The sequence below is a fragment of the Paenibacillus sp. ALE3 genome (assembly GCF_054113405.1).
The window spans coordinates 2441638-2467851 of sequence record NZ_CM134214.1; the positions used below are offsets into that span (position 1 = coordinate 2441638).

22 protein-coding genes and 3 pseudogenes are annotated in these 26214 nt (G+C 41.7%); 4 read left to right on the plus strand and 21 right to left on the minus strand.

From position 1 onward, the window contains the following. Positions 1-909: 909 nt before the first annotated feature. From ACXHJ2_RS10680 to ACXHJ2_RS10695, 4 genes and pseudogenes are all read right to left on the minus strand, one after another. On the minus strand, positions 910-1830 hold the full coding sequence (locus ACXHJ2_RS10680; protein WP_238791137.1) for a hypothetical protein: 921 nt from the start codon (positions 1828-1830) through the stop codon (positions 910-912). 529 nt (positions 1831-2359) lie between these two features. Then, positions 2360-3555, minus strand: a pseudogene (locus tag ACXHJ2_RS10685) (MFS transporter). Positions 3556-3659: 104 nt separating this feature from the next. Then, positions 3660-4106 carry an OsmC family protein gene (locus ACXHJ2_RS10690; RefSeq protein ID WP_040101327.1) on the minus strand — a complete coding sequence of 149 codons (447 nt, stop codon included), beginning with the start codon at positions 4104-4106 and terminating at the stop codon, positions 3660-3662. A 186-nt stretch (positions 4107-4292) separates the two neighbouring features. Then, positions 4293-4580: a hypothetical protein gene (locus tag ACXHJ2_RS10695; protein ID WP_013371204.1), complete on the minus strand. Its 288-nt coding sequence runs from the start codon at positions 4578-4580 to the stop codon at positions 4293-4295. A gap of 242 nt (positions 4581-4822) precedes the next feature. Between ACXHJ2_RS10695 and ACXHJ2_RS10700 the strand changes: the two genes are divergently transcribed. After that, positions 4823-5491 carry an ArsR/SmtB family transcription factor gene (locus ACXHJ2_RS10700; protein ID WP_040101328.1) on the plus strand — a complete coding sequence of 223 codons (669 nt, stop codon included), beginning with the start codon at positions 4823-4825 and terminating at the stop codon, positions 5489-5491. Positions 5492-5684: 193 nt separating this feature from the next. Here ACXHJ2_RS10700 and ACXHJ2_RS10705 read toward each other — a convergent pair whose 3' ends face one another. From ACXHJ2_RS10705 to ACXHJ2_RS10780, 16 genes and pseudogenes are all read right to left on the minus strand, one after another. Further along, complete coding sequence (locus tag ACXHJ2_RS10705; protein ID WP_165083982.1) at positions 5685-6260, minus strand: TetR/AcrR family transcriptional regulator; 576 nt, start codon at positions 6258-6260, stop codon at positions 5685-5687. 196 nt (positions 6261-6456) lie between these two features. Continuing rightward, positions 6457-6801, minus strand: a complete 345-nt coding sequence (locus ACXHJ2_RS10710) for a thioredoxin family protein (protein ID WP_013371200.1) — start codon at positions 6799-6801, stop codon at positions 6457-6459. Positions 6802-6892: 91 nt separating this feature from the next. Next, a complete protein-coding gene (locus ACXHJ2_RS10715) occupies positions 6893-7996 on the minus strand; it encodes a flavin monoamine oxidase family protein (RefSeq protein WP_165083984.1) in 1104 nt (367 codons plus the stop codon). Positions 7997-8095: 99 nt separating this feature from the next. Next, positions 8096-8866 (minus strand): SDR family NAD(P)-dependent oxidoreductase, encoded by a 771-nt coding sequence (locus tag ACXHJ2_RS10720; RefSeq protein ID WP_165083986.1) that lies wholly within the window; start codon positions 8864-8866, stop codon positions 8096-8098. Positions 8867-8987: 121 nt separating this feature from the next. Then, the gene (trxA, locus tag ACXHJ2_RS10725; RefSeq protein WP_013371197.1) at positions 8988-9305 is read right to left on the minus strand and encodes a thioredoxin; all 318 of its coding nucleotides are present in this window, start codon (positions 9303-9305) and stop codon (positions 8988-8990) included. 119 nt (positions 9306-9424) lie between these two features. Further along, the gene (locus ACXHJ2_RS10730; protein WP_238791138.1) at positions 9425-10393 is read right to left on the minus strand and encodes a zinc-binding dehydrogenase; all 969 of its coding nucleotides are present in this window, start codon (positions 10391-10393) and stop codon (positions 9425-9427) included. A 923-nt stretch (positions 10394-11316) separates the two neighbouring features. Further along, positions 11317-13167 (minus strand): ABC transporter ATP-binding protein, encoded by a 1851-nt coding sequence (locus ACXHJ2_RS10735; protein WP_165083990.1) that lies wholly within the window; start codon positions 13165-13167, stop codon positions 11317-11319. Then, complete coding sequence (locus tag ACXHJ2_RS10740) at positions 13154-14923, minus strand: ABC transporter ATP-binding protein (RefSeq protein WP_165083992.1); 1770 nt, start codon at positions 14921-14923, stop codon at positions 13154-13156. The genes ACXHJ2_RS10735 and ACXHJ2_RS10740 overlap by 14 nt, the downstream gene beginning before the upstream one ends. Positions 14924-15002: 79 nt before the next feature. Next, positions 15003-15410 (minus strand): MarR family winged helix-turn-helix transcriptional regulator, encoded by a 408-nt coding sequence (locus tag ACXHJ2_RS10745; protein WP_013371190.1) that lies wholly within the window; start codon positions 15408-15410, stop codon positions 15003-15005. Between the two features lie 230 nt (positions 15411-15640). Further along, positions 15641-16245: pseudogene (locus tag ACXHJ2_RS10750) on the minus strand (GTP cyclohydrolase, FolE2/MptA family). A 126-nt stretch (positions 16246-16371) separates the two neighbouring features. Further along, on the minus strand, positions 16372-17382 hold the full coding sequence (locus tag ACXHJ2_RS10755) for a CobW family GTP-binding protein (RefSeq protein ID WP_165083996.1): 1011 nt from the start codon (positions 17380-17382) through the stop codon (positions 16372-16374). 272 nt (positions 17383-17654) lie between these two features. After that, a complete protein-coding gene (locus ACXHJ2_RS10760; protein ID WP_457874794.1) occupies positions 17655-17828 on the minus strand; it encodes a hypothetical protein in 174 nt (57 codons plus the stop codon). Beyond that, positions 17825-18094: a 30S ribosomal protein S14 gene (gene rpsN / locus ACXHJ2_RS10765; protein ID WP_025678316.1), complete on the minus strand. Its 270-nt coding sequence runs from the start codon at positions 18092-18094 to the stop codon at positions 17825-17827. The genes ACXHJ2_RS10760 and rpsN overlap by 4 nt, the downstream gene beginning before the upstream one ends. A 29-nt stretch (positions 18095-18123) precedes the next feature. Then, positions 18124-18408, minus strand: a complete 285-nt coding sequence (locus ACXHJ2_RS10770) for a dCTP deaminase domain-containing protein (protein ID WP_230493859.1) — start codon at positions 18406-18408, stop codon at positions 18124-18126. Between the two features lie 332 nt (positions 18409-18740). After that, a complete protein-coding gene (locus ACXHJ2_RS10775; protein WP_165083998.1) occupies positions 18741-19544 on the minus strand; it encodes an AAA family ATPase in 804 nt (267 codons plus the stop codon). Positions 19545-19916: 372 nt separating this feature from the next. Beyond that, positions 19917-20981 carry an NAD(P)H-dependent flavin oxidoreductase gene (locus ACXHJ2_RS10780; protein WP_165084000.1) on the minus strand — a complete coding sequence of 355 codons (1065 nt, stop codon included), beginning with the start codon at positions 20979-20981 and terminating at the stop codon, positions 19917-19919. Between the two features lie 250 nt (positions 20982-21231). Here ACXHJ2_RS10780 and ACXHJ2_RS10785 point away from each other — a divergent pair, with 250 nt between their 5' ends. Then, positions 21232-21375 (plus strand): hypothetical protein, encoded by a 144-nt coding sequence (locus tag ACXHJ2_RS10785; protein WP_013371184.1) that lies wholly within the window; start codon positions 21232-21234, stop codon positions 21373-21375. 42 nt (positions 21376-21417) lie between these two features. On the opposite strand, the gene ACXHJ2_RS10790 is transcribed toward ACXHJ2_RS10785, so the two are convergent. Further along, positions 21418-23091 (minus strand): RICIN domain-containing protein, encoded by a 1674-nt coding sequence (locus ACXHJ2_RS10790; RefSeq protein WP_165084002.1) that lies wholly within the window; start codon positions 23089-23091, stop codon positions 21418-21420. Positions 23092-23300: 209 nt separating this feature from the next. On the opposite strand from ACXHJ2_RS10790, the pseudogene ACXHJ2_RS10795 reads away from it, so the two are divergent. Both ACXHJ2_RS10795 and ACXHJ2_RS10800 read left to right on the plus strand, forming a co-directional pair. Beyond that, a pseudogene (locus ACXHJ2_RS10795) lies at positions 23301-23529 on the plus strand (LysR substrate-binding domain-containing protein); the annotation flags it as partial. Between the two features lie 475 nt (positions 23530-24004). After that, positions 24005-26173 carry an amidase gene (locus tag ACXHJ2_RS10800; protein WP_165084004.1) on the plus strand — a complete coding sequence of 723 codons (2169 nt, stop codon included), beginning with the start codon at positions 24005-24007 and terminating at the stop codon, positions 26171-26173. Positions 26174-26214: the final 41 nt, after the last annotated feature.

The following is a 26214-nucleotide window of genomic DNA, read 5'->3' on the forward strand; positions in this document are numbered from 1 at the left end:
TTTATTAATAGAAACGTTTGGATTTTTCATTAAAAGTTTAGATTTTCAGAAAATTTATAACTTTTGGACCATTTCTTTTGTGAAACTTATTGACCCAAAAACATAAAATAGCAAGTCTCCATGTGGCAAGAAACTTGCTATTTTTTAAGTTTTGACGAGTTAATCCTTTAATAATGAAGTGAAGATTGACATAGCAAAAGTACTGAACATATTTGTCGTTGTGATGATTACTTTATACAAATCGAATCGTTTTTGTGATGAGCGCATCACGACCGAGTAAACCTTCTGCGCTGTGATCAGAAGGGATAAAACCTGCATACGCGTGATTTTGTGGAAATCAACTATATGTATACAGGCAGCTGTACCCAGTATATTAATAATGAAAAATCGAACTAAAAAAAGACCACATTATCATAATGGATAAGGATGTGGTCCAAAAGATTGACTATATTGGTGAAGAAGACATTTTGATAAAGATTTTAGTGCATGATAAATTTTAGAAAGTTACATCTACATCCAAATGTCCTTTTTTTCTTAAAGTTAAGTGCACAGATTTTCATAAAAAAGCAGTCTTGTTCACAACCCCCGAAGCCCTTATATTGATCAGAACAATCGCTATATGGGATTAGCAAATAAATTATATACCCTCTCTGGGAAGGAATTAATGGAGACACCCATGATGAGGAATATGGAAGATTTGGATCCATTGGGTATTGAAGATTTAAGTAGTTCGTTTATTCTATTTTCCTAGCAATACTGACCAGTTAGGGTCTTTGTATCGTTTATCCACTACTTCCCTTACCAGGGTAAGCTCCTCTGGAATCTGATCTAGCTTCATAATCTGGAATTCGTAAGGCTGCTTTGCCCTACGATCCCCCATACTAATATATCCCTCTCTCCAATGATCAGTCAGTTATTTTCAAACGATGATCCCCCCACCGCACTTACGTCATACTGCTTACCTGCTGAATCAAATGCTCTCCACTCCTCATGCATTATTTCATTATTCATTTTCCCGTAGAATGAGATGACAGTTTCATATGCGCCTTTGTTAACTTGCGATTTCTCAAGTGAAGCCCTAACCAACTCCAGTCTATCATTCATTATTTTAAAAGTTTTGGGCTTAGTCAGCTCCGATGGTCTAAAGGACATCTTGTTTCCGTCCATTTCTGCAACCGAGTATGCATCCAGAACAAAGCGGTATGGTTTATCCTCAGGCAGGTACTTGAAGGTATAACTCCAATGCATTTTTCCGTTTCCAATAACTCTATGATCAGATGTCATTAAGCTGTCCCTGTAATTCTTTTTTCTTGGATTCACCGAGTGAATCTCTTGCCCATCTGTTGTCTCGAAATGAAAGCTTAACATCTGCTTTCTCCATAAATCACCGGGGGATCTTGCCATTGCCGCATCTTCAAGTTCCGTCTCCAGTTCGAAACGCACTCCTTGCACCATTCTCGTTAGTCTTTTTAATGTAATCGCCATTCCGTGCGGCGTTGTGTAACTACCTGCCAACTCCTCTATATTGTTCTGCTTGTTTGCCTCTTTCATATCAATATCAAAGCTAAAGTTCCAATTTCCTTTTATTAAGGTTTCGCTCCTTTGTCCAAGCGATCCAATACTCCCTTCTATCGTGATCTTATCTGTTTTCAGCGGCTCACTAAAGAAATCAACCATATAATAAAAATCACTCGTGTACCCCATGTCGTACATGCTGCCCACTACGTTTCCTTTATCATCTTTGATCGTAATCTTATTCGCTTCGCCAAAGGCCAGTTTGTGGCGATCATGCTTCCCATTTTCATCAAAAAGTTGAAGTGCAATTGTCACTCAGGTAGGATCAGCAACAGCTTCATTAATCACCAGCGTGTAACTATACTTGGTTGAATTATCAACTAGAGAAGTATGGATAAATGTATCTATTTAAGTGTATACAGCCCGAAAATTTTTTTATTTTATATGGACTAATATATGAAACTACCGTAGTGGAATGAATCTCATATGTGATTTCGTAGAAGAAGATGGTGTTGGGGTTGTGTTACGGCTTTTTCATTCAAATATTTCACAGTAAGAATGCAAGCATCTCTATAACAAATAGCCGCCAGTGCAAACCAAGTAGTTTGATTAGCGAGGTAAGTATGATATCGGCTATGCCAGCAATAAATCTACGCAAAATTGAAAGCCCAATATCCTTCCTCTTCCAAATCATCGTGTTTGATAAAATATCCAGCTCGTTCGTACTCCCGTGGTGCTAAGAAACCGTTCTTCTAGTTCGTAGCGAGCCACACTATGAACTAGAAGAACGGTTTTTTGTTGATTGTATTACTGAATATTATGTGAAAGATTGCTTGTTACGAAATCAAACCACAACAGGAATAAGGAACAGTGACAAAACTGATCCAATTAAAGACAGTATATGATAACTGGAGTGTGCCACAAAACATACCAGATAGTGCTCCTCCAGATGCTCTTGATAATGCAATCAGTACATCCACTGTTCCTTGAGTTTTTGCACGAACATTGGATGGAGGTGCCTCAACAATCGCCGCAGTCCCACTAATCAAACCAAAGTTCCAACCTAATCCCAGAAGAGCCAGCGCAAGAGTAAGTAAACCCATCGAATCACCAGGTACGAAGGCAGCCAACAAACCAGACAACATCAAGGTAAAGCCAGAAGCATAAGCCATAAAAATGTATCCAAAATTATCAACGAGTACTCCTGTGATTACAGACGGTAAATACATAGAAGCCACGCGGATTCCAATAACAAGGCCGATTTTACTTAAATCATGACCATGATGTTGCATATGAACGGGAGCCATTGTCATGATCGCAATCATAACAATTTGTGTTAGCACCATAACTGAGGCACCGATCATAATTCCTTTTTTTTAATACTGGTTCCTTCTTCATTTGAGTTGCTACTGCTTGCTCCTTAGCCTTGGCCACAATCAAAGGACCTGGTTTCAAGAAAACAAACAAGAAGTATAACGCCAGCTAAAATATATGCTATAGAAGTAAGTATGAAGGGGTCTGTTAATGCAGGAGCACCAAGTGAAATAGCTAGTTTCCCGGTGAGTTCTATAAGATTAGGGTCTGCAACAGTACCAAAGGCTGTGAATACCATTGCCATACTTATTGTTTTTGCACGTTGCGTGGGTAAAGCAAGATCCGTACCTGCGTAGCGTGCCTGCAAATTGGTTGCCGTACCCGCTCCATAAACCAACATCAAAGGAATGCTGTTGATTAATGCTGCGAGGACAACACCAATAGCCCCAAAACCTCCTGTTAAGAATCCGGCAGTAAGTCCAGTCCGCCTCCCCAATCGTTGCGACAGTCGTCCTACCATGAGCGCTGCACCAGCAGAACCTAATGTAAAAAGGCCTGTGGGAACTCCCGAGAAACTGTCAATCCCTAGCATATCTTGTGCAAGCAACGATCTACGGGATGCCTGCAGCTAGGCCAGCTCCACCGCAAATTTGTGAAGCAACTACAACTTTCATTGTTCTGGCATGCAACTGAAGTTGCTTCAAGCGGTGATTCCATATACTCCATAATTGAAGGTGGAATTTGTACAGATGTTTGCTTGTTTTCTGGAATCGTTTCTACCATTATTTTTTCCTAAATTACGAAAAGCCACTTTGTATACAGTTGAAACCCTATTCAGCTTCGAAGGAAACATGACCTTCAATTGTTATTTGAACATCTGCTTTTACTAGAAGTTGGCCAATTTGGCAATTTTCTTCGGCGTTTCGCATTAGAGTTTCTGCCATGCTAACATCTTGATTGGTTGCTTCTGATTTCTTTAAAACAATATGTGGACGATGAGTAATGCTCAATTGACCATTTGGAGCAGTGTTTCCTTCTGTATCCATGGATAATCCTGATACGGGAATACGATTTTGTTCCAACATATATGTCAAAGTCATTAGATAACAGGCTGCTGCAGAAGACATAAGAAGCTTTTTAGGTTCAACACCTTCCCCACTTCCTCCTTTTGAGACTGGGATAGCAATTTGAGTTTGGAAGTTTTCGCTTTTAATGATGCCATTACCTTTTGCATTTCCGTACCAAACTGTATTCAAACTAAGTTTTTGATTTGCCATATTGATGTTCTCCTTTAAGTTTATATATGCTACTCCTCAACATAGTAAACTGATCACTTGATCTGAACAGTTTTAATCTGATGATTGATTAAAATAAACCGACATAGCGAGACTGCAATGTCGGTTTACAATTTTTAAGTATTAGCTTTTATTTCTTCAAAAGAGTTAGTTCGCACAACTGGGTTTCTAGAATGTACTATAAATGCGGATTTCCGGTTCAGCTTGAAGCAAGTCTTTGAGTCCAACGACAACGTCATTCGTGAAAAGATCACTTTCTAGGTAGGCCTTAGCATCTGCCTCGCTAGTAAAGCCATGCAGAACCTGAACATCCTCGTCACGCACTAACAATTCTTTAGACACAGCACCAGAGATGCCTGAAAGAAAAGGCTCCTTATATGCTGTATAAACCTTTGTAGCCGCCTCGCGTTCCGGTGCATTAATTTTTAGTGTAATTTGAAGATATGCCTTTGCCATGATTTCGAACCTCCATTGATAAATGTATCGATTATTAAATAAACAATTATTCAATCGATCAATTGAATTATATGTCATGCTTATTTCTTTCGTCAAGTAAACATTCCCTACCTAGACTTTGATTACATTTAAGAACATGATACAATTTGAGTATTTAATTGATTCATTTTTGTAATAAATGATTGAGGATAGTTGTAGTCGTATGATAACGCTAAAAAAGCTCAGAATAGAGGTTGACCATCATGAAAGAACCATTGAGTTCAGCAAATGTATTAAAAGAAGATCTGTATAAACAACTTGCAAGAATCGGAAAATGTCTTTCGAGTGACAAGCGACTGGAGATTTTAAATGTATTGTCCCAAAGTCCAAAAACTGTAGAGAAATTGGCGGCATGTACAGGTATGAATATGGCCAATGTATCACGTCATCTTCAAATTTTACTTGATGCAAAACTTGTTAAATTCGCTAAAAGAGGGACTTATGCCATTTACTCACTAGCAGATCCGGAGATTATTGATTTCATGGCATCCCTTTGGCGCATAAGCGAAAAACAACTTCCTGATATCGCAAAATTGAAAGAGGATTTTCTGAACAACCTTGACGGCATTCAAACCTTGACTATGGATGAGGTTATGGAGAAAGTGAATAACGATTCCATACTATTGGTGGATCTACGTTCTAAAGAAGACTTTGAAATGGGTCATATATCCGGAGCAATTTCAATGCCAATGACCGAGCTTGATACATTGATGCAAGAACTCCCCAAAGATGCAGAAGTCATCGCTTACTGTCAGGGACCACTTTGTGTATACTCCGCACTGGCAGTTCAAAAATTGCAACAAGAAGGTTATAAAGCGTACCGCATGGATGAAGGGATCAATGAATGGCAAGGACATTTTCTGACCCACTAATCCTGCTTCCTATGTTTTAACTATAGATCTCCAAGCCATCACTTGGCTTGAGATCTTTTTTTATGAGCAAAATAGATGGAACGGTTTTGAATACAATACCTTGTCATAAAGATATTCAACATAGCAAAAACCACCTATCCATCTTTTAATGAATAAGTGGTTTTGCAACGGTAGATTCACATCTTAAACTTTTTTATTGAGTCAAAGTCGCCATGTAGTTTAAGACAAGCGAATCAAAATATCCTTTTTCACTTGAAGTTCTGGATAACAACTGGGCACCTTGTACAAATGCAATTAGGATCTTCGCTTGTTCCAAAGCAGCGTTAGAAAATGTAAATTCGCCAGCCGATTTGCCTTGATCAAGCACATTCTTAACCCATAGTGTGTTGGCGTCAAAAAATAAGTTTAACTCATCTCGAATTTCAATTGGAAAAGAGTTCAACTCAGCAGCCATCATTGAACATAAACAAAGCTTGGTATTGTTTTCCAAAGGTTCACGATATAACAAAAAAAAAGATTGTATCTTTTGTCGCCAACTCAGAGGTTGATCGTTAATTTGTTGAAGCTTGTCCATGAACTCTCGACGGTATCGATTCAGAACAGCTTGCACCAGATCCTGTTTAGACGGAAAGTGGTAATGTATACTTGCTTTCCGAATACCTATCGCTTCAGCAATGTCAGCATAGCTAAAGCCATTGTATCCTCGCTCTTGAACCAAGGTGAGGCCTATGTCCATAATTTCTTGTACAGTGTTTTTCTTGATATTCATAAATGAAATCTACCATTCAGTAAGTATACTGTCAAGGTATCCTCCTCCCCTTACAATAAAAGAAAAGGCTACTCACTTTTTGCGATCGGACCTAAGAATTATCAAAGAATCACCTCGACGGTCATGTATGACTAGGTTCGCTCCTTTTTCAAAAAACGTTATGCGCTAGTCTTTCCACTCCCTGTTCCTCTCCCTATTACAACCCCGAGTTGCTCTTCAACCAAAAATCGTTTAATTGTTGTAAACGAGCTGCAAGAGGTCCCAACTGAACAAATCTACCTTCACGGAACGACTCTCTTTGATCAATGAACATAATTATTGTAGGTACTGAGAAGATTAAAAATTTGCCTACAACCTCTTCTACATTACTTGTGTCAACATGAGCAAGTTTTATAGAAGGAAATTTAGTAAGCAAATCTTTTAATTTGGGATAAACAGAGTGACATACATTGCAATTCTCCTGAGAAAAATACAACATACTTAGTCGGTTGTTTTGAATAAAAGCATCTATCTCTTCTATTGATAATAATTCTTTATTCATTTATTAAATTGTCCTTTCAGGTTGTTCTTTTATACCAAACCCTTTTTTCAATAAAATTCAATTTATAACCCCTTTCAATCGAATATTTTTCTTAGGATAAATGTTTGATGACTTCATTGACAACTCTTTCAGCTGATCGAAGGGCACCTTCAAGATGACCGCCTTGCCTATAAGCTGTTTCAGTTCCAGCAAAATAAATATTTTGCCTTGAGCCCTTTCCGTCGATGATAGGTCCGTAACTCGGATAATCAAGAAGTGGATCTGTATCTTCCTCTACGGCTGTATGTTCATCAAAAGACCAATCTTTAAATAAAGTCCCTTTTACATGTTTTGCTGCTGGACCGAAAAGTCGTGTCAATTGTTCCAACACAAGCTCAAGTAATTGTTCATTCCCCATATTCAAGCGAGCTTTTGCAGGAAGACCAAAGAAACCAAAAAGTGCGCCAGAACCTGTAGAAGGCGAGGCATCATGAATTTCCCTCAAAGGGCCAACCCAACTCGATACGAATCCAGAGAGACCTTGGTCACGCCAGAAGGGGGTGTCATAAACAGCAATAATCTTAGCTTGACTGGCCATCCAAGTTGGCTTATTCATTAAATTCGATTTTAGTTCAGCAGAAAGTTTGGGGAAGAACGTAATATTTCGTTCAACGATCCGTGGGGGTAGAGCAACTATAACCGAACTTGCATGAAAGTTCCCTGCATCAGTTTGAATCTTCACCCTGCTATCGTCCTCCTGATGAATAGAAGTTACTTTGGTATTCAGATAGATTGCTTCTGATGGTATTTGGGCAGCCAGTGCATCAATTAGAGACTGAACTCCGCCTATAAACCGAAGTGAATATTCCATCGCTTCTGCGGACAAATCATGCTGTTGCGGTGGTGTGTTTCTGGATCGTTCTACTAGCATTCTTCCTTCATAATACTGCTCAAACGTCTGCAAGCTGAGTTCCTCGACTAGTTGGTTCATTGCTATCTCATAACGAGGCCAGTACCATGTTGGCCCAAGATCGAATTTCCCAAGCTCAGGCTTACCCTCAACCTCTACACTCAAGCCTCTTCCTCCAATACGATTTCGTGCTTCCAAGATGAGGTATCTTATTCCATGTGTATTGAGCAAGGCAGCTGCACGAAGTCCACATAAACCTGCACCAACTATTATTACAGGGGCATCCCTATTCAATTGAGTTTCCATACTTTGCTCCTTTAGATAGATAAAAGTTCTTCTTTCGAAGGTCTAACTCTAATAGTGAATGAGAGAAGGGCTAACCTAATTAAGGCCAGCCCCAAAGAATTATCGAAGACGTGCAGTAACACCGCCATCCAAAGGCATGACTACACCAGTAATCCAAGATGCCGAATCACTAGCCAAAAACAAGATCACTTCTGCGACATCCTTCGTTGTGCCATTTCGTCCGATGGGGTGAAAGGCATTAAAACTTGGTAGTACTTCTGCCACTTGTTCTTCACTCATAAATGTATTGTAAATCGGAGTTTCGACGACAGCGGGAGCCACTGCATTCACTCGAATGTGATCCCCAGCCAATTCCACAGCTAAATTTCTGGTCAGTGCGTGTCTTCCTGCCATGGCTGCTGAATATGCAGACGATGGCGTCGATTCAACCGCTTGAATCGCCCACATTGATCCGGTATTCACAATCGCTCCCCCGCCTCTTTTTTTCATTTCCGGAATCACAGCTTGCGAAGGATAAAACGTCCCTTTAACGATGGTATCCAGATATGATTGCAGATCATCCGCAGTGTGGTCCATGAAAGGGGTTGGATTGAATTTTCCTGTGTTATTCACCAGTAGATCTACTCCACCAAACGCTTCTACAGCAGCTTGGACCAGTTTTTTCGACGTTTCTGGCAAACTAATATCACCTGATACAACAATCACTTTTTTACCGGATGGGTCAATTTCCAAAGCGGTCTTCTTTAATACATCCTCTCGACGGCCATTTATGACTACGTTCGCTCCTTCTTCATAAAAACGTTGTGCTGTAGTCTTTCCAATTCCTGTTCCTCCGCCAGTTACAATCACTGTTTTGTTTTCAAATTCCATTTTAACATCTCCTTATTTTTTACCTACTAGTTGGTAGTTAATTGACAAAAATATTGATTTTTCTACATCGTTTAAAAATAATCGGCAACATGTTTAGAGTTGTTACCGATTATCTGATTCGTTAATTCATAAGTTTAAGGATTTTTGCCTCGAGAACATCTCTTTGGTTAATCCCAATCATTGTATCCATCAGTTTACCATCTTGGAACAAAAGCAACGCCGGAATGCTTCTAATTCCAAAACGCGTGGCTAACTCCGTCTGTTCATCCACATTAATAGTAGCAATAGTCGCTTTTTCCTTCAGATCATCGGCTAATTGATGAATGATAGGAAGTTGAATTTGACAAGGACCACACCAAGGTGCCCAAAAATCAACCAGGGTTATTCCAGACTGAATTTGGTTGTTGAAAGTCTGATTAGTTAATGCAGTTGCACTCATAAGGATTCCCTCCAATATATATTCCAACCAATAAATTGTTCAATTGAATAATTGAATTATAAATTGAACAATAATTACTGTCAAGTAAAGACTCAAGTTCATTTTTTCTTGGCGAGCTTTTATTTGGCTTTGTTTTCAGCAGACATACTTAAAACTGCCCGAAACCGTGTTTTTGCTGCCATCATTTTTTCATACGCTTCGCTTGCCCGTTCTAAAGGAAAAACTTCAATTATAGGTCGGACATCAGTCAAGACGCTAAACCGGACCGCAACTTCAATTTCTTTGGCTTTCCCAGTAAATGATCCCTTCACTGTATGGGGACCTTTCAAGAAATCCATAGCTGACAATTCTAAACGTTCTCTGGATCCAGCTACGATAATAAGCTCACCTTCTGTCGCTAGTCCATTAACCAAAGAAGATATCACTTCGGCGTTTGGCGCTGTGGCAAGAATGACTTTAGCTCCACCTAACGCCTTCAAAGCTTTAGCAGGATCCTCCTTTTCGGAATCGATGTAAAAATGTGCCCCGAGTTCTTTTGCTAGATTTTCTTTCTGCACTCCTCGGGATATAGCAACTGTCTGATATCCAGCTTTCTTGGCGTATTGCACAGCAAGATGGCCCAATCCACCAATGCCGGAAATGGCAACCAAGTCGCCTGGACGTGCAGAGCTGTTTCGCAGCGCACTAAATGTTGTTTCACCAGCACACATTAAAGGTGCTGCTTCTTCAGAAGAAACTTCATCGGGAATAAGAATCAGGGCTTCTTCAAAAGCGACCATATACTCCGCGTAACCACCATCCATAGTCAAGCCCGTTACATGGTCGTCTCCACTATGATATCCCATTCCTACACGTTGCCCGATCTCCCATTTTGTGAATTCATCTCCTAGTTGTTCAACTATTCCAATTACTTCATGACCGGGTATTCTTGGATACTCTGGGGCAGCTCCACTAATCGTGCTTGCGTCCCCACTACACACCCCGCATGCTTCAATCCGAAGAAGTACTTGCCCTTGGGCTGGAACAGGTATAGGGATTTCAACTAATTTCATCGGTTCACCTTTAGCAGGAACTTGAATTGCTTTCATATATTTCACCTCTTTATCCCCTGAGATTCAGTTTTCGAGCTTATTTTAGTATAAACAAGTACATTTTATTATTCAATTAAAAAATTGAATAATAAAATACCAGGGGACATTACCGTTACATTGTTTACCGATAGGCTGCCTAATTGATTTCTTTCTCTACCGGGATACTAGTAAATCTTATTTAAGTACTTCCAACTGTACAGGACAAGAATATTGTTCCTTTGATACGAATCAATTTTTTATATATGCTTCAACCGACTTTTGAAGTATCTTATATTCATCAGTTTGGTTACTCATGAGCGTCATCGCCAGGTTTCCATGTAATAAATAATCCCTTTTAGGCTCAGATGTAGTTTTGGGTCGTCTTCTTCTAATTTAAAATCATTGAAGTTGTGTAGGAACTTCGTAATGATGGGAATCCGTATGATCTTCTGAAAAAAATTTTTTTACCCCTGCTAAAACGTCCCTTTTGAGTTGAGGCAAATAAGTTTTCAGCATAAGCTCCATGTCTTTTTTTGTTACTGGCTTTGCTTCGGTATGGAAAGAAGTCTACAAGGTCTCGATTAAGAGAATTTTCGTTATAGATTATCAATAGTCGCCTCATCTGCATAGATGTTTATGAACTTTATAAACCATCCTCACCTCTGGTTCCTTTGAAGCTTCCAACAAGTGCAAGTATTTTCTTCATGATGAGAGGAAAGTTATTCAAAATTGAAACTACGAATACCCACAAAAAATAGAATAATCAACGAGTTTCCTTTGTCCTTTCAGGACATGTTAAGTAAGACCATTAATGCATAAGAACTTGTTCAATAAAACAAAAAAGCCGCTATGTAGCGACTTTTTATTGGTTCAGTGTTCTTGCCTTAAACACTTGTCCAGTTTCATGTGTTCCTATCGTTTTTCCCCTAAAATTGTATTTTTCAGGATGCATGTTCAAACTGGCTGTTATATAAATCGGCATAGAATCCGCCTTTACCCAGCAATTCCTCATGATTACCCGTTTCGATAATGTTACCGTCCTTCATGACCAGAATCAGATCGGCGTTCTTAATCGTTGAGAGACGGTGGGCAATCACAAAAGAGGTTTTCCCTACAGTAAGTCGGTCCATCGCTTGTTGAATCAGCAACTCCGTACGCGTATCGACCGAACTTGTGGCCTCGTCCAATATGAGCATAGGCGCATCTTCAATCATGGCTCTTGCAATGGTAATCAATTGCTTTTGGCCAGCAGAGAGATTGGCTTTGTCGTCTAGTACTGTATCATAGCCCTGCGGCAGAGTTTTAAGGAAGCTGTGCAGACCCACTGCTCTACATGCGGCTTCTACCTGTTCATCGGTAACATGGTCTTGGGAAAAGACGATATTCTCACGAATCGTTCCTTCAAACAGCCATGTATCCTGCAGTACCATACAGAATAATTTATGAACATTCTCACGTGTTAATTGGCTGATCGGAGTTCCATCAATATAAATTTCCCCTCCGTTCAGCTCATAGAACCGCATGAGCAAATTCACGAGCGTCGTCTTACCAGCACCTGTCGGGCCAACAATGGCGACTTTCTGACCAGCTTCAGCTTTCATAGAGAAGTCTTTGATAATCATATGGTCTTCGTTATAACCGAAACGAACATGTTTGAATTCAACATCCCCTTTGGCGTTATCTAGCTTCATGGTCTTGTCACTTTCATCTTTCAATTCTTCTTCATCCAGAAATTCGAATACACGTTCACTGGCAGCAGCCGCCGATTGCAAATTGGTTGCAGCCTGCGCCAACTGTGACAAGGGCTGTGTAAATAGACGAATATACACCATAAAGGCCACAATAGTTCCGATCGTTATAACATGTTGGTTCACCAGCAAAGCGCCTACGATACAGACCGCTACATAACCGAAATTCCCGATGAACATCATAACCGGCATCATCAGGCCAGACATGAACTGGGATTTCCATGCATTTGTATACAAGTGGCCATTAATGCCATGGAACACTTCCTTGGCTGCTTTTTCTCCGTTATATACCTTGACTACGTTATGACCAGCATAGGTTTCTTCAATATGACCGTTGATTTGGCCAAGCTCCGCTTGCTGTGCTACAAAATATTTTTGTGAATGCTTCATAATTACGGTCATCAGTGAAAAACCAATCAGGGTAGCTACAATCCCGGTAATGGTCATGATCCAGTTCGTATACAGCATCATAATCAATGCACCCACAAAGGTTGCCAGTGCGCTGACAAGTGTGCCGAGACTGTTGTTTAATGTTTGTCCGATGGTATCGACATCGTTAGTCACACGGCTGAGCACATTACCATAGCTCGTAGCATCAAAATACTTCAAAGGCATATGATTGATTTTTTGGGACAGTTCTGTCCGCATCTTCTTTGTAAGGCGCTGTGACACGGTTACCGTAATGAATCCTTGGAAATAATTAAAGATAAGGCCGAGACCATACAAAACTACCAGTACAAGAACAATCTTCTGAATAGCATTTATATCAATCCCTGTTACAATTCCTTCCTGGATCAGGTTGGCAATATCGCTGAGCTTATCCGGACCAATCACATTGAAGACGGAACCGGCCAGTGCCAGCACCATAGAGAGGATAATCATAGGCGCATAGGCCTTGATGTAGGATAAGAGCTGGCGTAAGTTTTTTCTAAAATCATTCGCTTTTTTACCAGTCCCCCTCCCCTCCGTAGGACCTCTACCCATGGGACCTTGCTGTTTCATTTTGATATGCTTACTGCCGACGGTGTGTTCATTCTTGTCCATGTACGAGTTCCTCCTTCGAAAGCTGCGAATAAGCGATTTCCTGATAGGTGCTGCAATTCGCCATCAGCTCTTCATGTGTGCCGTTCCCTACAATCTCGCCCTGGTCGAGAACAATAATCCGGTCAGCGTCCTTAATGGTGCCTATGCGCTGAGCCACAATGAGTGTCGTAGCATGGCCGGTTTCTTGTTTAAGCGCAGAGCGCAGGACCCGGTCTGTTCTGTAGTCGAGTGCCGAGAAGGAATCATCGAAGATGTAAATCTCTGGCTGACGGTAGATGGCACGCGCAATGGACAGACGCTGCTTTTGACCACCCGACACGTTCGCTCCACCTTGTGAAATCCGTCCTTGATATTGATCGTCCATTTTTTCGACAAACTCCGTACCCTGAGCAATCTCCACAGCGGCTTTGACGAGTTTCTCCGAAACTTCTGCTCTTCCGTTATCGCCATACGAAACGTTGGAAGCCACTGTACCGCTGAAAAGTACGGCTCTCTGTGGGACATACCCGATTTTGTTATGGAGTGTCTGCTGCTTATAGTTTCTGACATTCACGCCATCCACAAGTACCTCACCCTCAGTCACATCGTAGAAACGGGAAATCAGATTGATCACACTGGTTTTGCCGCTGCCTGTTGCACCAATAAAGGCAACCGTCTCGCCCTGTTTTGCCGTAAAGCTAATGTTGCGAAGCACAGGCTCCTCGGCATCCGGATATTTGAAGCTGACATTACGAAATTCCACCTGACCCATAACGCCCTCTTCTCCAGCTGTCTCATGTCCGTCGATGATGCGAGATTCGGTATTCAATACCTCCATAATCCGTTTGGCAGAAATCGAAGCTCGAGGCATCAGGAAGAATATCATACTTACCATCATAAAGGCCATGACCACCTGCACCGCATATGAGGAGAATACGACCATATTAGAGAATAGCGTAATGCGGTCCGGCACGGCCGCTCCGTTAATCAGGTATGTGCCAATCCAATAGATCGAGACACTCAGACCCGACATAATAAAGGTCATCCCCGGACCAACCATTGCCATTAACCGGTTCGCAAACAGGTTTGTATTTGTCAATTCTGCATTGGCCTGTCCGAACTTCTCCTCCTGATACTGATCTGCATTATAAGCGCGCACCACCCGAAGCCCGGTCAGATGCTCACGTGTTACCCTGTTCAGATTATCGGTGAGACGTTGGATTTTTTGGAAACTCGGAAGAGCGAAAATAACAATGACACTCAGCATCAGGATCAGGACAGCCACAGCCACTCCTGTAGAGGCGGTCCACTGCCAGTTTTTATCCGCAATCTTTGCAATGGCCCACACGGCCAGAATCGGCGCCTTGATGATCACCTGCAGCCCCAGCGCAACCACCGTTTGAATTTGGGTAACATCGTTCGTGGAGCGGGTGATAAGGCTGGCTGTTGAAAAGCTATTCATCTCTTCCATGGAAAAAGATAAGGCCTTGTCAAAGACCATCGCACGCAGACGCATGGCCAGCCCTGCCGCGACCTTTGCCGCAAAATAGCCGACAATAATAGATGCAATCATACTGCCGACAGCACATAACAGCATATAAATACCGGGAATCAGCAGTTCCGACATCGGCGTTCCTGCGGTTTGCAGCTTGGTTGTAATCTCGGCCATATAATCAGGCAGCTTCAAATCCAGCCACACCTGCACAACGATGAAGGCCAAGCTGCAAAGCACGAACATCCATTCATTTTTCTTGAGATATTTGAATATCTTCAGCATTCTGTTCTTCTCCTTTATCTGAAAATCTTAGGTGTTTGGTGCAATTAACGTATCCTGCATACGTTCTCTACATAGGAATTCAGCTTTTAGAGACAATAAGCTTGATGAGTCGGATAAACTCTTTGGCATCCTGTTCGTCCAGCTTTCGAAGAATTTTCTCGCTCCATGCGACTCCTTCGTTATACCTGTCCATCATAAATTGCTTGCCTGAATCCGTAATGAATACAATCACCTTACGTTTGTCGTTGGCATCCGTACGTCGTACAACCAACCCTTTCTTCTCCAAACTTTTCAGTGCCGTTGCGATCCGTCCCGTACTGACGGACAAGTATTCGCTCAAATGACCCGAAGTAACCCCATCCTGATGACTCAAAGCGATGAGAATCCCCATTTCACCACGAGAGAAATGTGCTCGTTCCTCTAACACCGGTTTGCGCGATTTGACGATACACTCGAATAGTTCTGTTGCTGACGCTTTATAGTCCATTGGCAGTACCACCTTCTGCATTTATCTTATACTGTAAGATAATAATGATATCCGGACATAAAGTCAATTCGGGAAAATATGTAATGGTTGAAGTTTCATGACCACTCACGACCTGAATGCGAAGAGGAATACTTCATTGCAACTTGACACAAAAAACTGCACCTCCAAAGTTAGATCGCGTCTAAAAATTGGGATGCAGTTCACTCTGATGTTTATCATCTTCTGATGATCTAGATTAAAGTAAAGTAATCATCAACTTTCCTTATCCAGTGCTTTTCATACAAATCAGCAGCCACCAACCGCACTACGTCTTCAACAAATCGAGGATTCTCGTACGCACGTTCTGTAACCTGTTTCTCGTCAGGCCTTTTTAATACGGGATGAAGGCAACTGCTTGCATTGGATTCAGCGGCATCCAACAGATTTTCCTTCCAATCACTTGGCAATAATTCTCCAGGGTTGCCCTGTACCTGAATTCGTAGCATACCACGCTGATTGTGTGCACTATATTCACTTATTTCTTTAGAACAAGGACATAACGTTGTGATTTCTGTTGATTCATCTGTTCGGCAATTCGCTGCGTCAGTCTAAGTAAATCTGTAATTTGGTCACTCAGTCCCTCATTGCGACTATGCTGAAGCTGTTCTGCCAATCGGCTCATATTAATGCCTTTAAATTCCCGCTCCAGTGAGGTAGTCAGTCGAAAATTGCTAATGCTGGACACCTTTACAGGACTTTTTACCGAAATAACATCGATAGGATACTTCAAATTTTCGATGCCTACTTGCTGTAACTTAAACAGAAAATCATTTTTGCTATTTTGCAAATCTTGCATCTCTTCTTTGAGAACAGGTTTGTCTCCCTGTATTAGATCAACTGAACCGAATAGCCGAAGCTTTCAGCCTTGTCAGGCAGTACAAATGAATGTGTCACACTCTTACTCATGTTATCCTGCTCCTTGTCAGACGCTTGCTTCGGCAACCGCACATTCGCTAAATCGTGCTCTGAACCAGTCCTCATCCAAATCTTTTCCAATTACAACGATGCGGCTTGTTCTGTCTTCATCCACATTCCATTCCCTGTCAGTATCCACCCCAAATATCATGTGAACTCCCTGAAATACGACCCTTTTATTTGTTTTCTGTACATTAAGAATTCCTTTGTATCGATACGTATCAGCTGAATGCTCCACCAACCAATCGTTTATAAACTTATTCACTTTATCTAGATCCAAAGGTCTCGTTTCAGTGAGAACAATGGAGAAAATATCGTCATCATGATGATGGTGATGATGTTCTTCCAGAAAATGTGGATCGACTTCGAGTTTGTGATCAAGATCAAATGTATTAACTCCAAGAATCTGATCCAAATCAATTAAGGATTGATGTGTATGCGTCAATCGGGCATGTGAGTTCATCTTTTTCAACCGGGATTCCAAACGAGCAATATCTTCCTTTTCGACAAGATCTATTTTGTTTAATAATATGACATCGGCAAAAGCGACTTGTTCCTTTGCCTCATATCCGTTATCTAGATGATGTTCAGCATGTTTAGCGTCTACTACGGTTATAACAGCATCAATTTTGAAAAAGTTTGAAATCAGTGGCTCCGCAAGAAAAGTCTGAATGACCGGTCCCGGATCAGCCAAACCCGTAGTTTCAACAACAATCCGATCATATTCGACATGTGTAGGAGTCTCTGCAAATTTGCGATGCAACAAACTTTTCATAATATCCACCAGATCACTTCGTACTGTGCAGCAGATGCAGCCATTGTTCATTTCAATAATTTCTTCGCCAGATTCCACAATTAGTTCATTATCGATGCCCACTTCTCCAAATTCATTCACAATAACAGCAATTTTATAACCGTGATCTGCCTTCAATATATGATTAAGCAGCGTCGTTTTACCAGCTCCCAAAAATCCTGTAATTATCGTTACCGGAATGCGTGGATCTTGTTCCGTTTCCATGTAAGTCCCCCCCTTAAGGTCCTAATTCTAAATTGTACATTCCTTGCAAACTCCCAATCAGACTTTTCACATGTTTATTCCATGCTCAAACCCCTTCACTGCTCGTCTCTGGCATAAAATATTCCATAGATTCTCTTCCCAGTGAAATCGCGCAATATCCACCTTGTCCCATTGATGCCGTTTCTCCAACGGTTCTTCTTCATTCCGTAACAATTACGATTAATAAAAAGCAAAAATACCCCTCACTGGATAAAACCCTTCAATGCAGATTTTTATACATCTTCTATGAAGCAGGCCATGAGAAATCCCCCCCCACAGAGGTTAGCAGTTGTCTGCTCGTGAGCTGTGCGGCGAATGTTCCCCATTTCCTTATGCACGGTAGGTAATGCAACAAGACATGCGGTCAAAATAGCAATTGCTTCATCTTGGACTTCTGTTCTGTTCACCAACTCGACTTGGTAACACCAGGAATTTGTCCTTTATGAGCCAGTTCACGGAAAACAATCCGTGATACTTTAAACTTACGCAAATATCCTCTCGGGCGCCCCGTCAGTTCACAACGGTTTTTCAGTCTAGTAGGGGATGCATTACGTGGTAACTTCTGCAATGCTTCATAGTCCCCTCTTTCTTTCAGCTGACGGCGCAGCTCTGCATATTTGGCTACGGTCTCCTGACGTTTCTTCTCACGTACTACTTTTGATTTTTTGGCCATTGATTTTTCTAGCTCCTTTTAGTATTAGATTAAATGCATGTCAGATCGGACCGCTTCATAAATAAGCCCATACGTCCAATTGAAATCCGCCCTTCGACAAAAGTCGTAATATAACCCGGCAGCCGAATTGTTTCAATCGTGGTTGCGAGCATAAAGGATAACGGTGGAATCAAGGTCTCTTCACTATCAATGGAAGCAGGCTGAATCTGTTCCTCTGTCAGCGGAGATACGGTCATCCTTTTTTGCCTGATCAGCGTTCGCAGCGTGCGGTCAGATAAAATAACTTCATGCACTCCTTCTAGAATAAGTTTCACAGATCAAGATATAGGGTGTCATTTCTCATGAACCTTTTTTACATCGTTGTATTCACCCTGCATGATTGTAGGATGAATTATTTAAATAGTAATAATTACGATTAATAAAAAACTATAATCCTGTTTTGTCCACATGTCAATACAACATGTCGTTTATAAATCTACTTCCCACATTTGTTTCACACTAAACAATTATCGACGCCCAAGATTATTTACATAGCATATACATAAATACATATGAGAACCAATCAAAAATTAGCTCCATAATGACAATACCCAGTGAGTACCCAAATCAGCTAATAGGCGTCTGGGTATTTTTGAATTTTCTCTTTCTATACCTTCATGCGAGGATTATACTCCGACAGTGCATTTTCTATGTTTTCAAAATTAAGTGCTCGGTTCTCTATAATCGCTTTTCGTTTTGCTTTTAACACAATCTGCTCAATATCAGCAAAGCTGCATCCGGCAAGCAAATCTGCAGCCTGTCCAGCAAGGCTCTCCCCGATCAGCAGTTCAATGTATTGAATCCGATCCGCATGCGTTGGCAATGTATACGTCATTTTCGTGTCAAAACGGCGCCATATCGCTGTATCCAGTTCTTCCTCAAGGTTGGTGGCTGCGACAAAAACACTCTCTCCGCCGAACTCGTCTAGACATTGTAGCAGCGTGTTCACCACTCGTGCCATCTCTTTCACCTCATCATTTGACTCCCTCATACGCCCCAGAGCATCAAATTCATCAAGAAACAGAACACAAGGCGTCCCATTTGCATAGTCAAAGATCTTGCGCACATTGCTCGCTGTTTCCCCCAAATGACTATGGATAATCGCGTCAAGCCTCACTAATATAAGCGGCAGATCCAAGCGCTGCGCCAAATAAAAAGCCGTTAGTGTTTTTCCAGTTCCTGGTGGACCAAACATTACGATCTTGTTAGGCATGGGCACATCCTGCTCCTCAAACTTTTCTTTCATTCCCAAAATCGTAATAAACTCATCCACAATTGTCTGGTTTTTCTCGGCTAGTACGATTCGTTTGACCTTGCGGGCGCACTCCTTTGGTGTATATACGGTCGCCATATCAATGCCTTTGGCACGCGGGAGCCGCACAGCAGCATTGCTTTTGCTTTTATTGTTCACGGTCTTTACCTGCCTCTTTAAATAGTAATATTTACGATTAGAAGTGTATCAAAATCAGGTTATGATTTCCACCAAACAGCTCAAATAGTTTGCTGGCATGTTTATCCTTTCATTATCTAGAATTTTTTTCTATTATTCAATAAAAAAAAACCCAGCCAAGTGACTAGGTACCATCTATTTCGTACTCATGGGAGAGTAAATTATAAGTGTGATGTACATCTCCAGAGAAGACCACTGCTTCTCTCTCCAGAAGTCCATAGACTTTGTCTTCACGCATTTATTTTCTCAAGTATGCTGGTATCTAAAATTATCTCGACACCAAACCTCAGGGAAATCGCCCTTCAAATAAGATCAAAACGGAATAATGGCCTTTTAACTTTGGACAAGAATACTGGCTTCATCAATGGTTTGTTTTACAATTGAAGCAGCAGGTTGGTCGTTGGCTAACCGAAGCCCCTGGCCAGCCCAAAGTGACATATACTCGGGGTTGTTTGCTTTTGCAGCCGCCTGACGAATGTCCCGGGTCATCGCGTTTTGAATAGGGTAAGCAGGGATTGTACCGGAGTACTGATGCATGTCAATCATAAATTTTGTTTGAATGCCTCTTGCAGCTTTGCCGGAGTAAGCACGTGTAATTTGAGTGGAGTCTTCATTTGTCGAGAGGATTTTCTGCTTGTACTTTTCGTGGGCACCGCTCTCAGGACAGGCTAAAAACGCAGTGCCCATCTGTACTGCAGAAGCTCCTAATAAAAGGCTTGCTGCAAGTCCCCGCCCATCCATGATTCCCCCCGCTGCGATGACCGGGATCGACACATGGTCAACGACCTGCGGAACAATAGCCATGGTGCCTATCAAAGCATCATGGGAGGCGTCTTTCAGAAAGGTCCCTCTATGCCCGCCTGCTTCGCTCCCCTGAGCCACAATAGCATCTACACCCCCTGCTTCCAATTGCTTGGCTTCATCAACGGTTGTTGCAGTTCCAATGACGAATATTCCATGCTGTTTCATGGTTTGAATCACGTTTGGAGATGGTATGCCAAACGTGAAACTAAATATGGGCACACGTTCCTCCAATAATACCTGTACCTGTTCCTCAAACGATTCTGCAGACTTCAAAATCAATGGATTTTGAGCAGTGCCAAGTTCGATACGATATTTATTGAGATAATCTGTCATCCGGTAGATAGCTTCTTCCGACTCTTCAAATTGCTCAGGCACAAACAAGTTTACTCCGAATGGCTGATCCGTTAGTTGCTTGATTTTTTGGATCTCGCTGCGGAGTTGTTCCGGCGTTAAGTATCCGCCTCCTAGGTTGCCTAGCCCACCAGCGTTTGAAACAGCCGCTACTAATTCAGACGTCGAAACGCCACCTGCCATCGGCGCTTGAAAAAGCGGGTATCGAATTTTTAGAGTACGCGTCAATTCAGTCTCAAACACTTTTAAATCCTCCTTTTAGTTGAAAATTTGAAGATCTATTGGTAGTTCAACAAGCAACAAAGTGGCAAGAAGACGCGATAGGCTGCTCTCCTTATTTTCAACATTTTTTTATACATGTTGTCTAGGCAAAAATGAAGCACTATTGCCGATTAAATAATACTCGAGTTTCATTCAAAATCAACTATACAACTTATGTTGTTTACAATAAAGAGGTTGGTTAAAGAGGAGGCGCTTATGACCAGACGGACTATTGTCTTGGAGTAATATATCCTTCAAGTACCAAAATAAAAAACTGGCGCCGACGGAATATCGACACCAGTTTTTGCCGCACAGCTTTTCCCAATATAGTGGCTTGACTAAGGAAATGCTGAATGAGATTCAACCGATTGAATAAACGATGTTAGATTGATGCTTTTAGGCAAATTACTGATCAGCGCTATTCAATAGATTCAAGCTTCCATTGTTGATTATAATTGGATGTATACCGCCATTGCTGGATAGGAACTCCCTCTGCAGTTGATAGACCTGTGACATCAGCTGGCTTATTGGAAATTACAGGAGTGATGCGATAGTAACCATCTCCTGTAGAGATAAAAGCAAATTTTTGTTGATCTTGGTCAGTACTAGCAGCCAGTTGGAATTTAGCGCCATGATCCAGAGAGCCATTTGTTACCTCGAGTGAACGTCCACTCTGCACATTCTTGATACTGTATTGACCGCCACCTAGATGCGTAACACTCCATTGCTGATTTTCTTTACCTGCATAGGTTGATTTAATTACATTTGCCCCTTCTATCGTATTATCGGCTTCCATGACCTTGCCGTCCAAACGCACGTTGAAACGATAAATACCATTAGAAACATTTCCATCAGGAATGCTTGCTTTATCTCCGCTGCCAGCAGGCCGGGTGTAGAGAAGAGTTCCGAAACCAAGTTGGTCAAACGTTGATGGATATTTTAAATTCGGACCACCTTCGGTACCTTCCAGAGCCATTCGGGCAGCAATATTGGGTGCAGACAGACCTTTTCGATTGACATAGTGGTTATAAATCATTGCCCAGATGGGCCGCATTTCATTACGATTGGCAGGCGATATTCCGGATTGACTATTTATCGCGCCGTTTCTACCTGATCCCCATTCATAAGTTGTAAATGGCACATCCTCGCCATTGTTGTACTTGGCAACATATTCAGCAGCACGCAGGAAACGATTGTCCGCCCATCCATAAAGGTCATCTCCCTGATTCCACGCCATTTCAGCAATTGTGGCCATTAAACCAATACCTAATTGAGTATGCGCTTGGTCCCTTCCAGACTCTTGCCATTGGGCAAGACCATCAGGATGAAGGAATGGGATCGCATTATAAATGGACCCATTTCCTGCACCATTTTTAAAATATTCAACACCGATATCATAAATATCCCGGCGGTCACAGAATATTCCGATTGCAATGGTGGCAGCCATATTGCTTAGATCCCAGTTCGCCCAGTAATTCTGTATATATGAATCATTATGACTATTCCCATATTCATTGCCAATAAGGAATCTCTCGTTTAATGGTTTGTAAAATACGGTAAGAAGCATGTTCTGCATTTGTTCCACATTAAACCCCGGATAATCTCTCATAAGTTCTGCTGCATTAGCCAACTCATATCCATAAATTCCCGCCGCTAAGTAGCGATCAGCATTGCCGGAAATCGTTTTAAGATTAGAGGACCAGGCATTCAAAATATCACGAGCTGTATCTCCATTTGCGGTGTCCCCTGTAATTTTCCAACGAAGTGCATTCTGATAAGCACGAGCTATATCATTGTAAAACACAGCTACATTTTGCCCACTTCCTCCCCTGATAATGGTAGAAATAGCGCGTGGTTTCCATCCAGCCTGTGATAGTGGACTGGACAGCAATTGATTCCAACCATCCAAATAGGGTTGTCTGCCTTCATTAATCATTTGCTTAATTCGGTCAAAATCTTCTTTCGTATGTAATAGGCCAGGATGAGCAAATCCAGTGGATGCTGCAGCTTTAGGCAATGTTATCTCAGTGAATTCAAACGTACTTATTACTAGGCAAAAAATAATGGATACTAATAGTATTCTTTTCAACATTTACATTCCCCTTATATTAGTGTGTTTAAAATAAATCCTCCGCTATTTTATCCTCGATCCCTCCTTTATGTAATTCTCCTTTGAGTTGGTATATATACCTGTTTTTTCTGCGCTATTATGTTTATCGGCACTTCAATGTTTGATAATAGTAATATCTTGAAAAATAGGTCTTTTTGCTCAACATTTTTCTTCATTTTCATTTCAAGTTTCATTTTCAAACCATGGAGTTATGGAGTGTAGAGGCGATTACACAAACCGTTATGAGTGGGCTCGGATTTTCTTTTTTGCCTTATATTACAGTTAAAGAAACGTAAATAGAGGAAAACTTAAATTGTAAATCATTCCAAAAAGCTCGATCCTATATACTCCCATACGCTGATTAAAAAGAAAAAGTGGCTATCTCCAACAGTGAAAGCTTTCTCTGAACTTGTTATAAATCGATCCGTAAAACGGATAACGAGATCGAAAATTCAAGATGACCACTTGTTGGATAACTGGTATTATTGCCCTCTAGGAGCACCGATTATAATTGTGAAAAACAGGCGTAATTAAGTTGTCTTTTTTCTTTTAACGCTTCATAGTGGATCTCTTTCAATTTATCTTTTATTTAATATACTGACCCGCCTCCTGTAGAAATCTGATTACTGAGTTGTTTATTCTTCATATTAATTTGTTCTCATAGATTACTTGATTGGAACCAAAATATATCAGTCATGAAAGTATCTTTACGTATCAAGGATTGTAATGCAACTTATTAGCTGTACTTTCTGGCTCCCAACATTACAAAAATTGACACTTCTAATGAAAATAAGTAGTATAAATAGAAAGATTTATACAAAAAAGAGTCCTTTCCTCATTCCCCTCTATTCAAATTCTTGATCCTACCTATCTTATTTTAAGGAGTGAAAATGCTATGCGCGCACGAACGTTAAAAGCAAGTACAAGGAATGTAATCGGTAGCTATTACAAATGGATCGCAGCTGGTATGATTGTAACTCTCACGGGATGCTCGCTTGCATCCGCCGCTCCTTCACCCTCACTCTCATCCTCAAGTAAAACTAGTGAACCTACCTCCTCCCTGGTTACATTTCAATTGCAAGAGGCTACGATTGCTCAGATGCAGGACGCGATGAAGTCAGGAGCACTATCGAGTGTCGAGCTCACAGCCATGTACCTTAACCGGGTATATGCCTATGATTCTAGTGGCATTCAGCTGAATTCCATCCCTGTTCTGAATCCTGACGTACTAAAAGAAGCCGCTCAGGCTGATCAGCAAAGGGCACAGGGGATTAATACCGGGCCTCTGCAAGGCATCCCCTACACGGTTAAAGACAGTTACAAGGTTAAGGGACTCACTGTTGCTTCTGGATCTCCGGCTTTCAAAAACCTGATGGCAAAAGATGATGCCTTTACAGTAGAGAAGATACGCAAATCCGGTGGGGTGCTCATTGGCAAAACCAATATGCCGCCAATGGCAGCTGGTGGAATGCAAAGAGGCGTTTATGGTCGTGCCGAAAGTCCGTACAATCCAGATTATTTGGCTGCAGCCTGGTACTCTGGCTCCTCTAACGGATCTGGCGTGTCAACAGCCGCCAACCTCGCTGCCTTCGGTATGGGGGAAGAAACGGTATCCTCTGGAAGATCACCAGCATCGAACAATGGTTTAATTGCCTACACCCCATCGCGGGGCCTAATCTCCATTCGGGGGAATTGGCCGCTCTTCCCTATACGGGATGTCGTCGTTCCACATACGAGAACTATCGAGGACATGCTCCGCCTGCTTGACGTGATTGTTGTTGAGGATAAGATCACCAAGGGCGATTTTTGGCGAGAACAGAAAGCCGTTCGGCTCCCTTCTGTCAACAGTGTCCGTCCCAATTCCTATCTGGAGTTGCGAGATACGCAAGCTTTGAAAGGCAAACGTATTGGTGTTCCGAAAATCTATATCGGTAAGGACCCTGAAACCACAACTCCGATTAAATTCAGACCTTCAATACAGGCATTATGGGAAAAAGCTGTAAAGGATTTAACTGCTCTTGGAGCTGAAGTTGTGGAAGTTGACTTCCCTTTGCAAGTGAACAGCGAGAAGGACCGACCTACAGCGAAAACACCTGAAGAACGCGGTTTGATGCCGGCAAAGTGGGCTGAAAAGGAATTCGGACTGCTTAATCCTTATGTAGCTGAGGAATTCCTTAAAAGTGTGGGCGATCCGAATTTCCCCTCATGGGCTAATATCGACCCTGCAACCGTCTTTCCAAATCCGCCCGGTTCGGTTGATGCCAAACGTGGCAGAGACCTTGGTCACTATGACGTATTCATTGACACCATAAAGAAAGGCGTCACCCCTTACGAACAAATTCCTCAGTTTCAAGAAGGGCTGCGGGGGCTTGAAAATGTACGAAAAATTGATTTTGAAAATTGGATGAAGCAAAATAACCTTGATTTTATAGTTTTCCCGGCCAATTCGAATATCGGCAAAGCGGACTCCGATGTAAATGAAACATCCTATGAGGAGGCTTGGGAGAATGGCAACTATTTCTCCAATACGAATTTCCTTCTACGCGAGTACGGAATCCCGAGTGTGTCTGTGAGTATGGGTGCTATGAAAGATACCGGTATGCCCGTCAACCTGACGATGGCAGGTGCCGCATATAGCGATAACGACCTGCTTCGATACGCTTATTCCTATGAGCAAGCAACCAAAAACCGTCCTATTGCAACACGCACGCCAGCGCTTGAGGATGAAACCTTTTCCTATAACCCACAAACTGCTCTCCCACCCTCTAAACGCAAGGAAACAGAAGCTCCTGCACTTAAGTTGAATGCTTCGCTCAAGGGCGATATTCTCGCTTTGAAAGGTTCAGTCACAGATCAAAGTGAAATCGCTCAGCTCAAAGTTTATGTCAATGGCATGCGTGTCGCTATTACAGAAGATAAAGCTAATTGGTCAGCAACACTTCCAACTACGATATACAAACAGAGTGGTGCCTCCCAAGCCGATACACTGCATATTCTTGTGCTGGCGAAGGATATTTACGGAAATACCTCTGCTCAAATCAAATCTGTCACATTACCCCAATGACGAAGGACATCATAGAACATAAATTAGCAAACTCCCTAGCT

Coding starts and splice junctions, on each gene's coding strand:
- ACXHJ2_RS10690 (WP_040101327.1), bottom strand. CDS start 4,106: ATGGCAAATCAAAAACTTAGTTTGAATACAGTTTGGTACGGAAATGCA.
- ACXHJ2_RS10695 (WP_013371204.1), bottom strand. CDS start 4,580: ATGGCAAAGGCATATCTTCAAATTACACTAAAAATTAATGCACCGGAA.
- ACXHJ2_RS10700 (WP_040101328.1), top strand. CDS start 4,823: ATGAAAGAACCATTGAGTTCAGCAAATGTATTAAAAGAAGATCTGTAT.
- ACXHJ2_RS10705 (WP_165083982.1), bottom strand. CDS start 6,260: ATGAATATCAAGAAAAACACTGTACAAGAAATTATGGACATAGGCCTC.
- ACXHJ2_RS10710 (WP_013371200.1), bottom strand. CDS start 6,801: ATGAATAAAGAATTATTATCAATAGAAGAGATAGATGCTTTTATTCAA.
- ACXHJ2_RS10715 (WP_165083984.1), bottom strand. CDS start 7,996: ATGGAAACTCAATTGAATAGGGATGCCCCTGTAATAATAGTTGGTGCA.
- ACXHJ2_RS10720 (WP_165083986.1), bottom strand. CDS start 8,866: ATGGAATTTGAAAACAAAACAGTGATTGTAACTGGCGGAGGAACAGGA.
- trxA (WP_013371197.1), bottom strand. CDS start 9,305: ATGAGTGCAACTGCATTAACTAATCAGACTTTCAACAACCAAATTCAG.
- ACXHJ2_RS10730 (WP_238791138.1), bottom strand. CDS start 10,393: ATGAAAGCAATTCAAGTTCCTGCTAAAGGTGAACCGATGAAATTAGTT.
- ACXHJ2_RS10735 (WP_165083990.1), bottom strand. CDS start 13,167: ATGGACAAGAATGAACACACCGTCGGCAGTAAGCATATCAAAATGAAA.
- ACXHJ2_RS10740 (WP_165083992.1), bottom strand. CDS start 14,923: ATGCTGAAGATATTCAAATATCTCAAGAAAAATGAATGGATGTTCGTG.
- ACXHJ2_RS10745 (WP_013371190.1), bottom strand. CDS start 15,410: ATGGACTATAAAGCGTCAGCAACAGAACTATTCGAGTGTATCGTCAAA.
- ACXHJ2_RS10755 (WP_165083996.1), bottom strand. CDS start 17,382: ATGGAAACGGAACAAGATCCACGCATTCCGGTAACGATAATTACAGGA.
- rpsN (WP_025678316.1), bottom strand. CDS start 18,094: ATGGCCAAAAAATCAAAAGTAGTACGTGAGAAGAAACGTCAGGAGACC.
- ACXHJ2_RS10790 (WP_165084002.1), bottom strand. CDS start 23,091: ATGTTGAAAAGAATACTATTAGTATCCATTATTTTTTGCCTAGTAATA.
- ACXHJ2_RS10800 (WP_165084004.1), top strand. CDS start 24,005: ATGCGCGCACGAACGTTAAAAGCAAGTACAAGGAATGTAATCGGTAGC.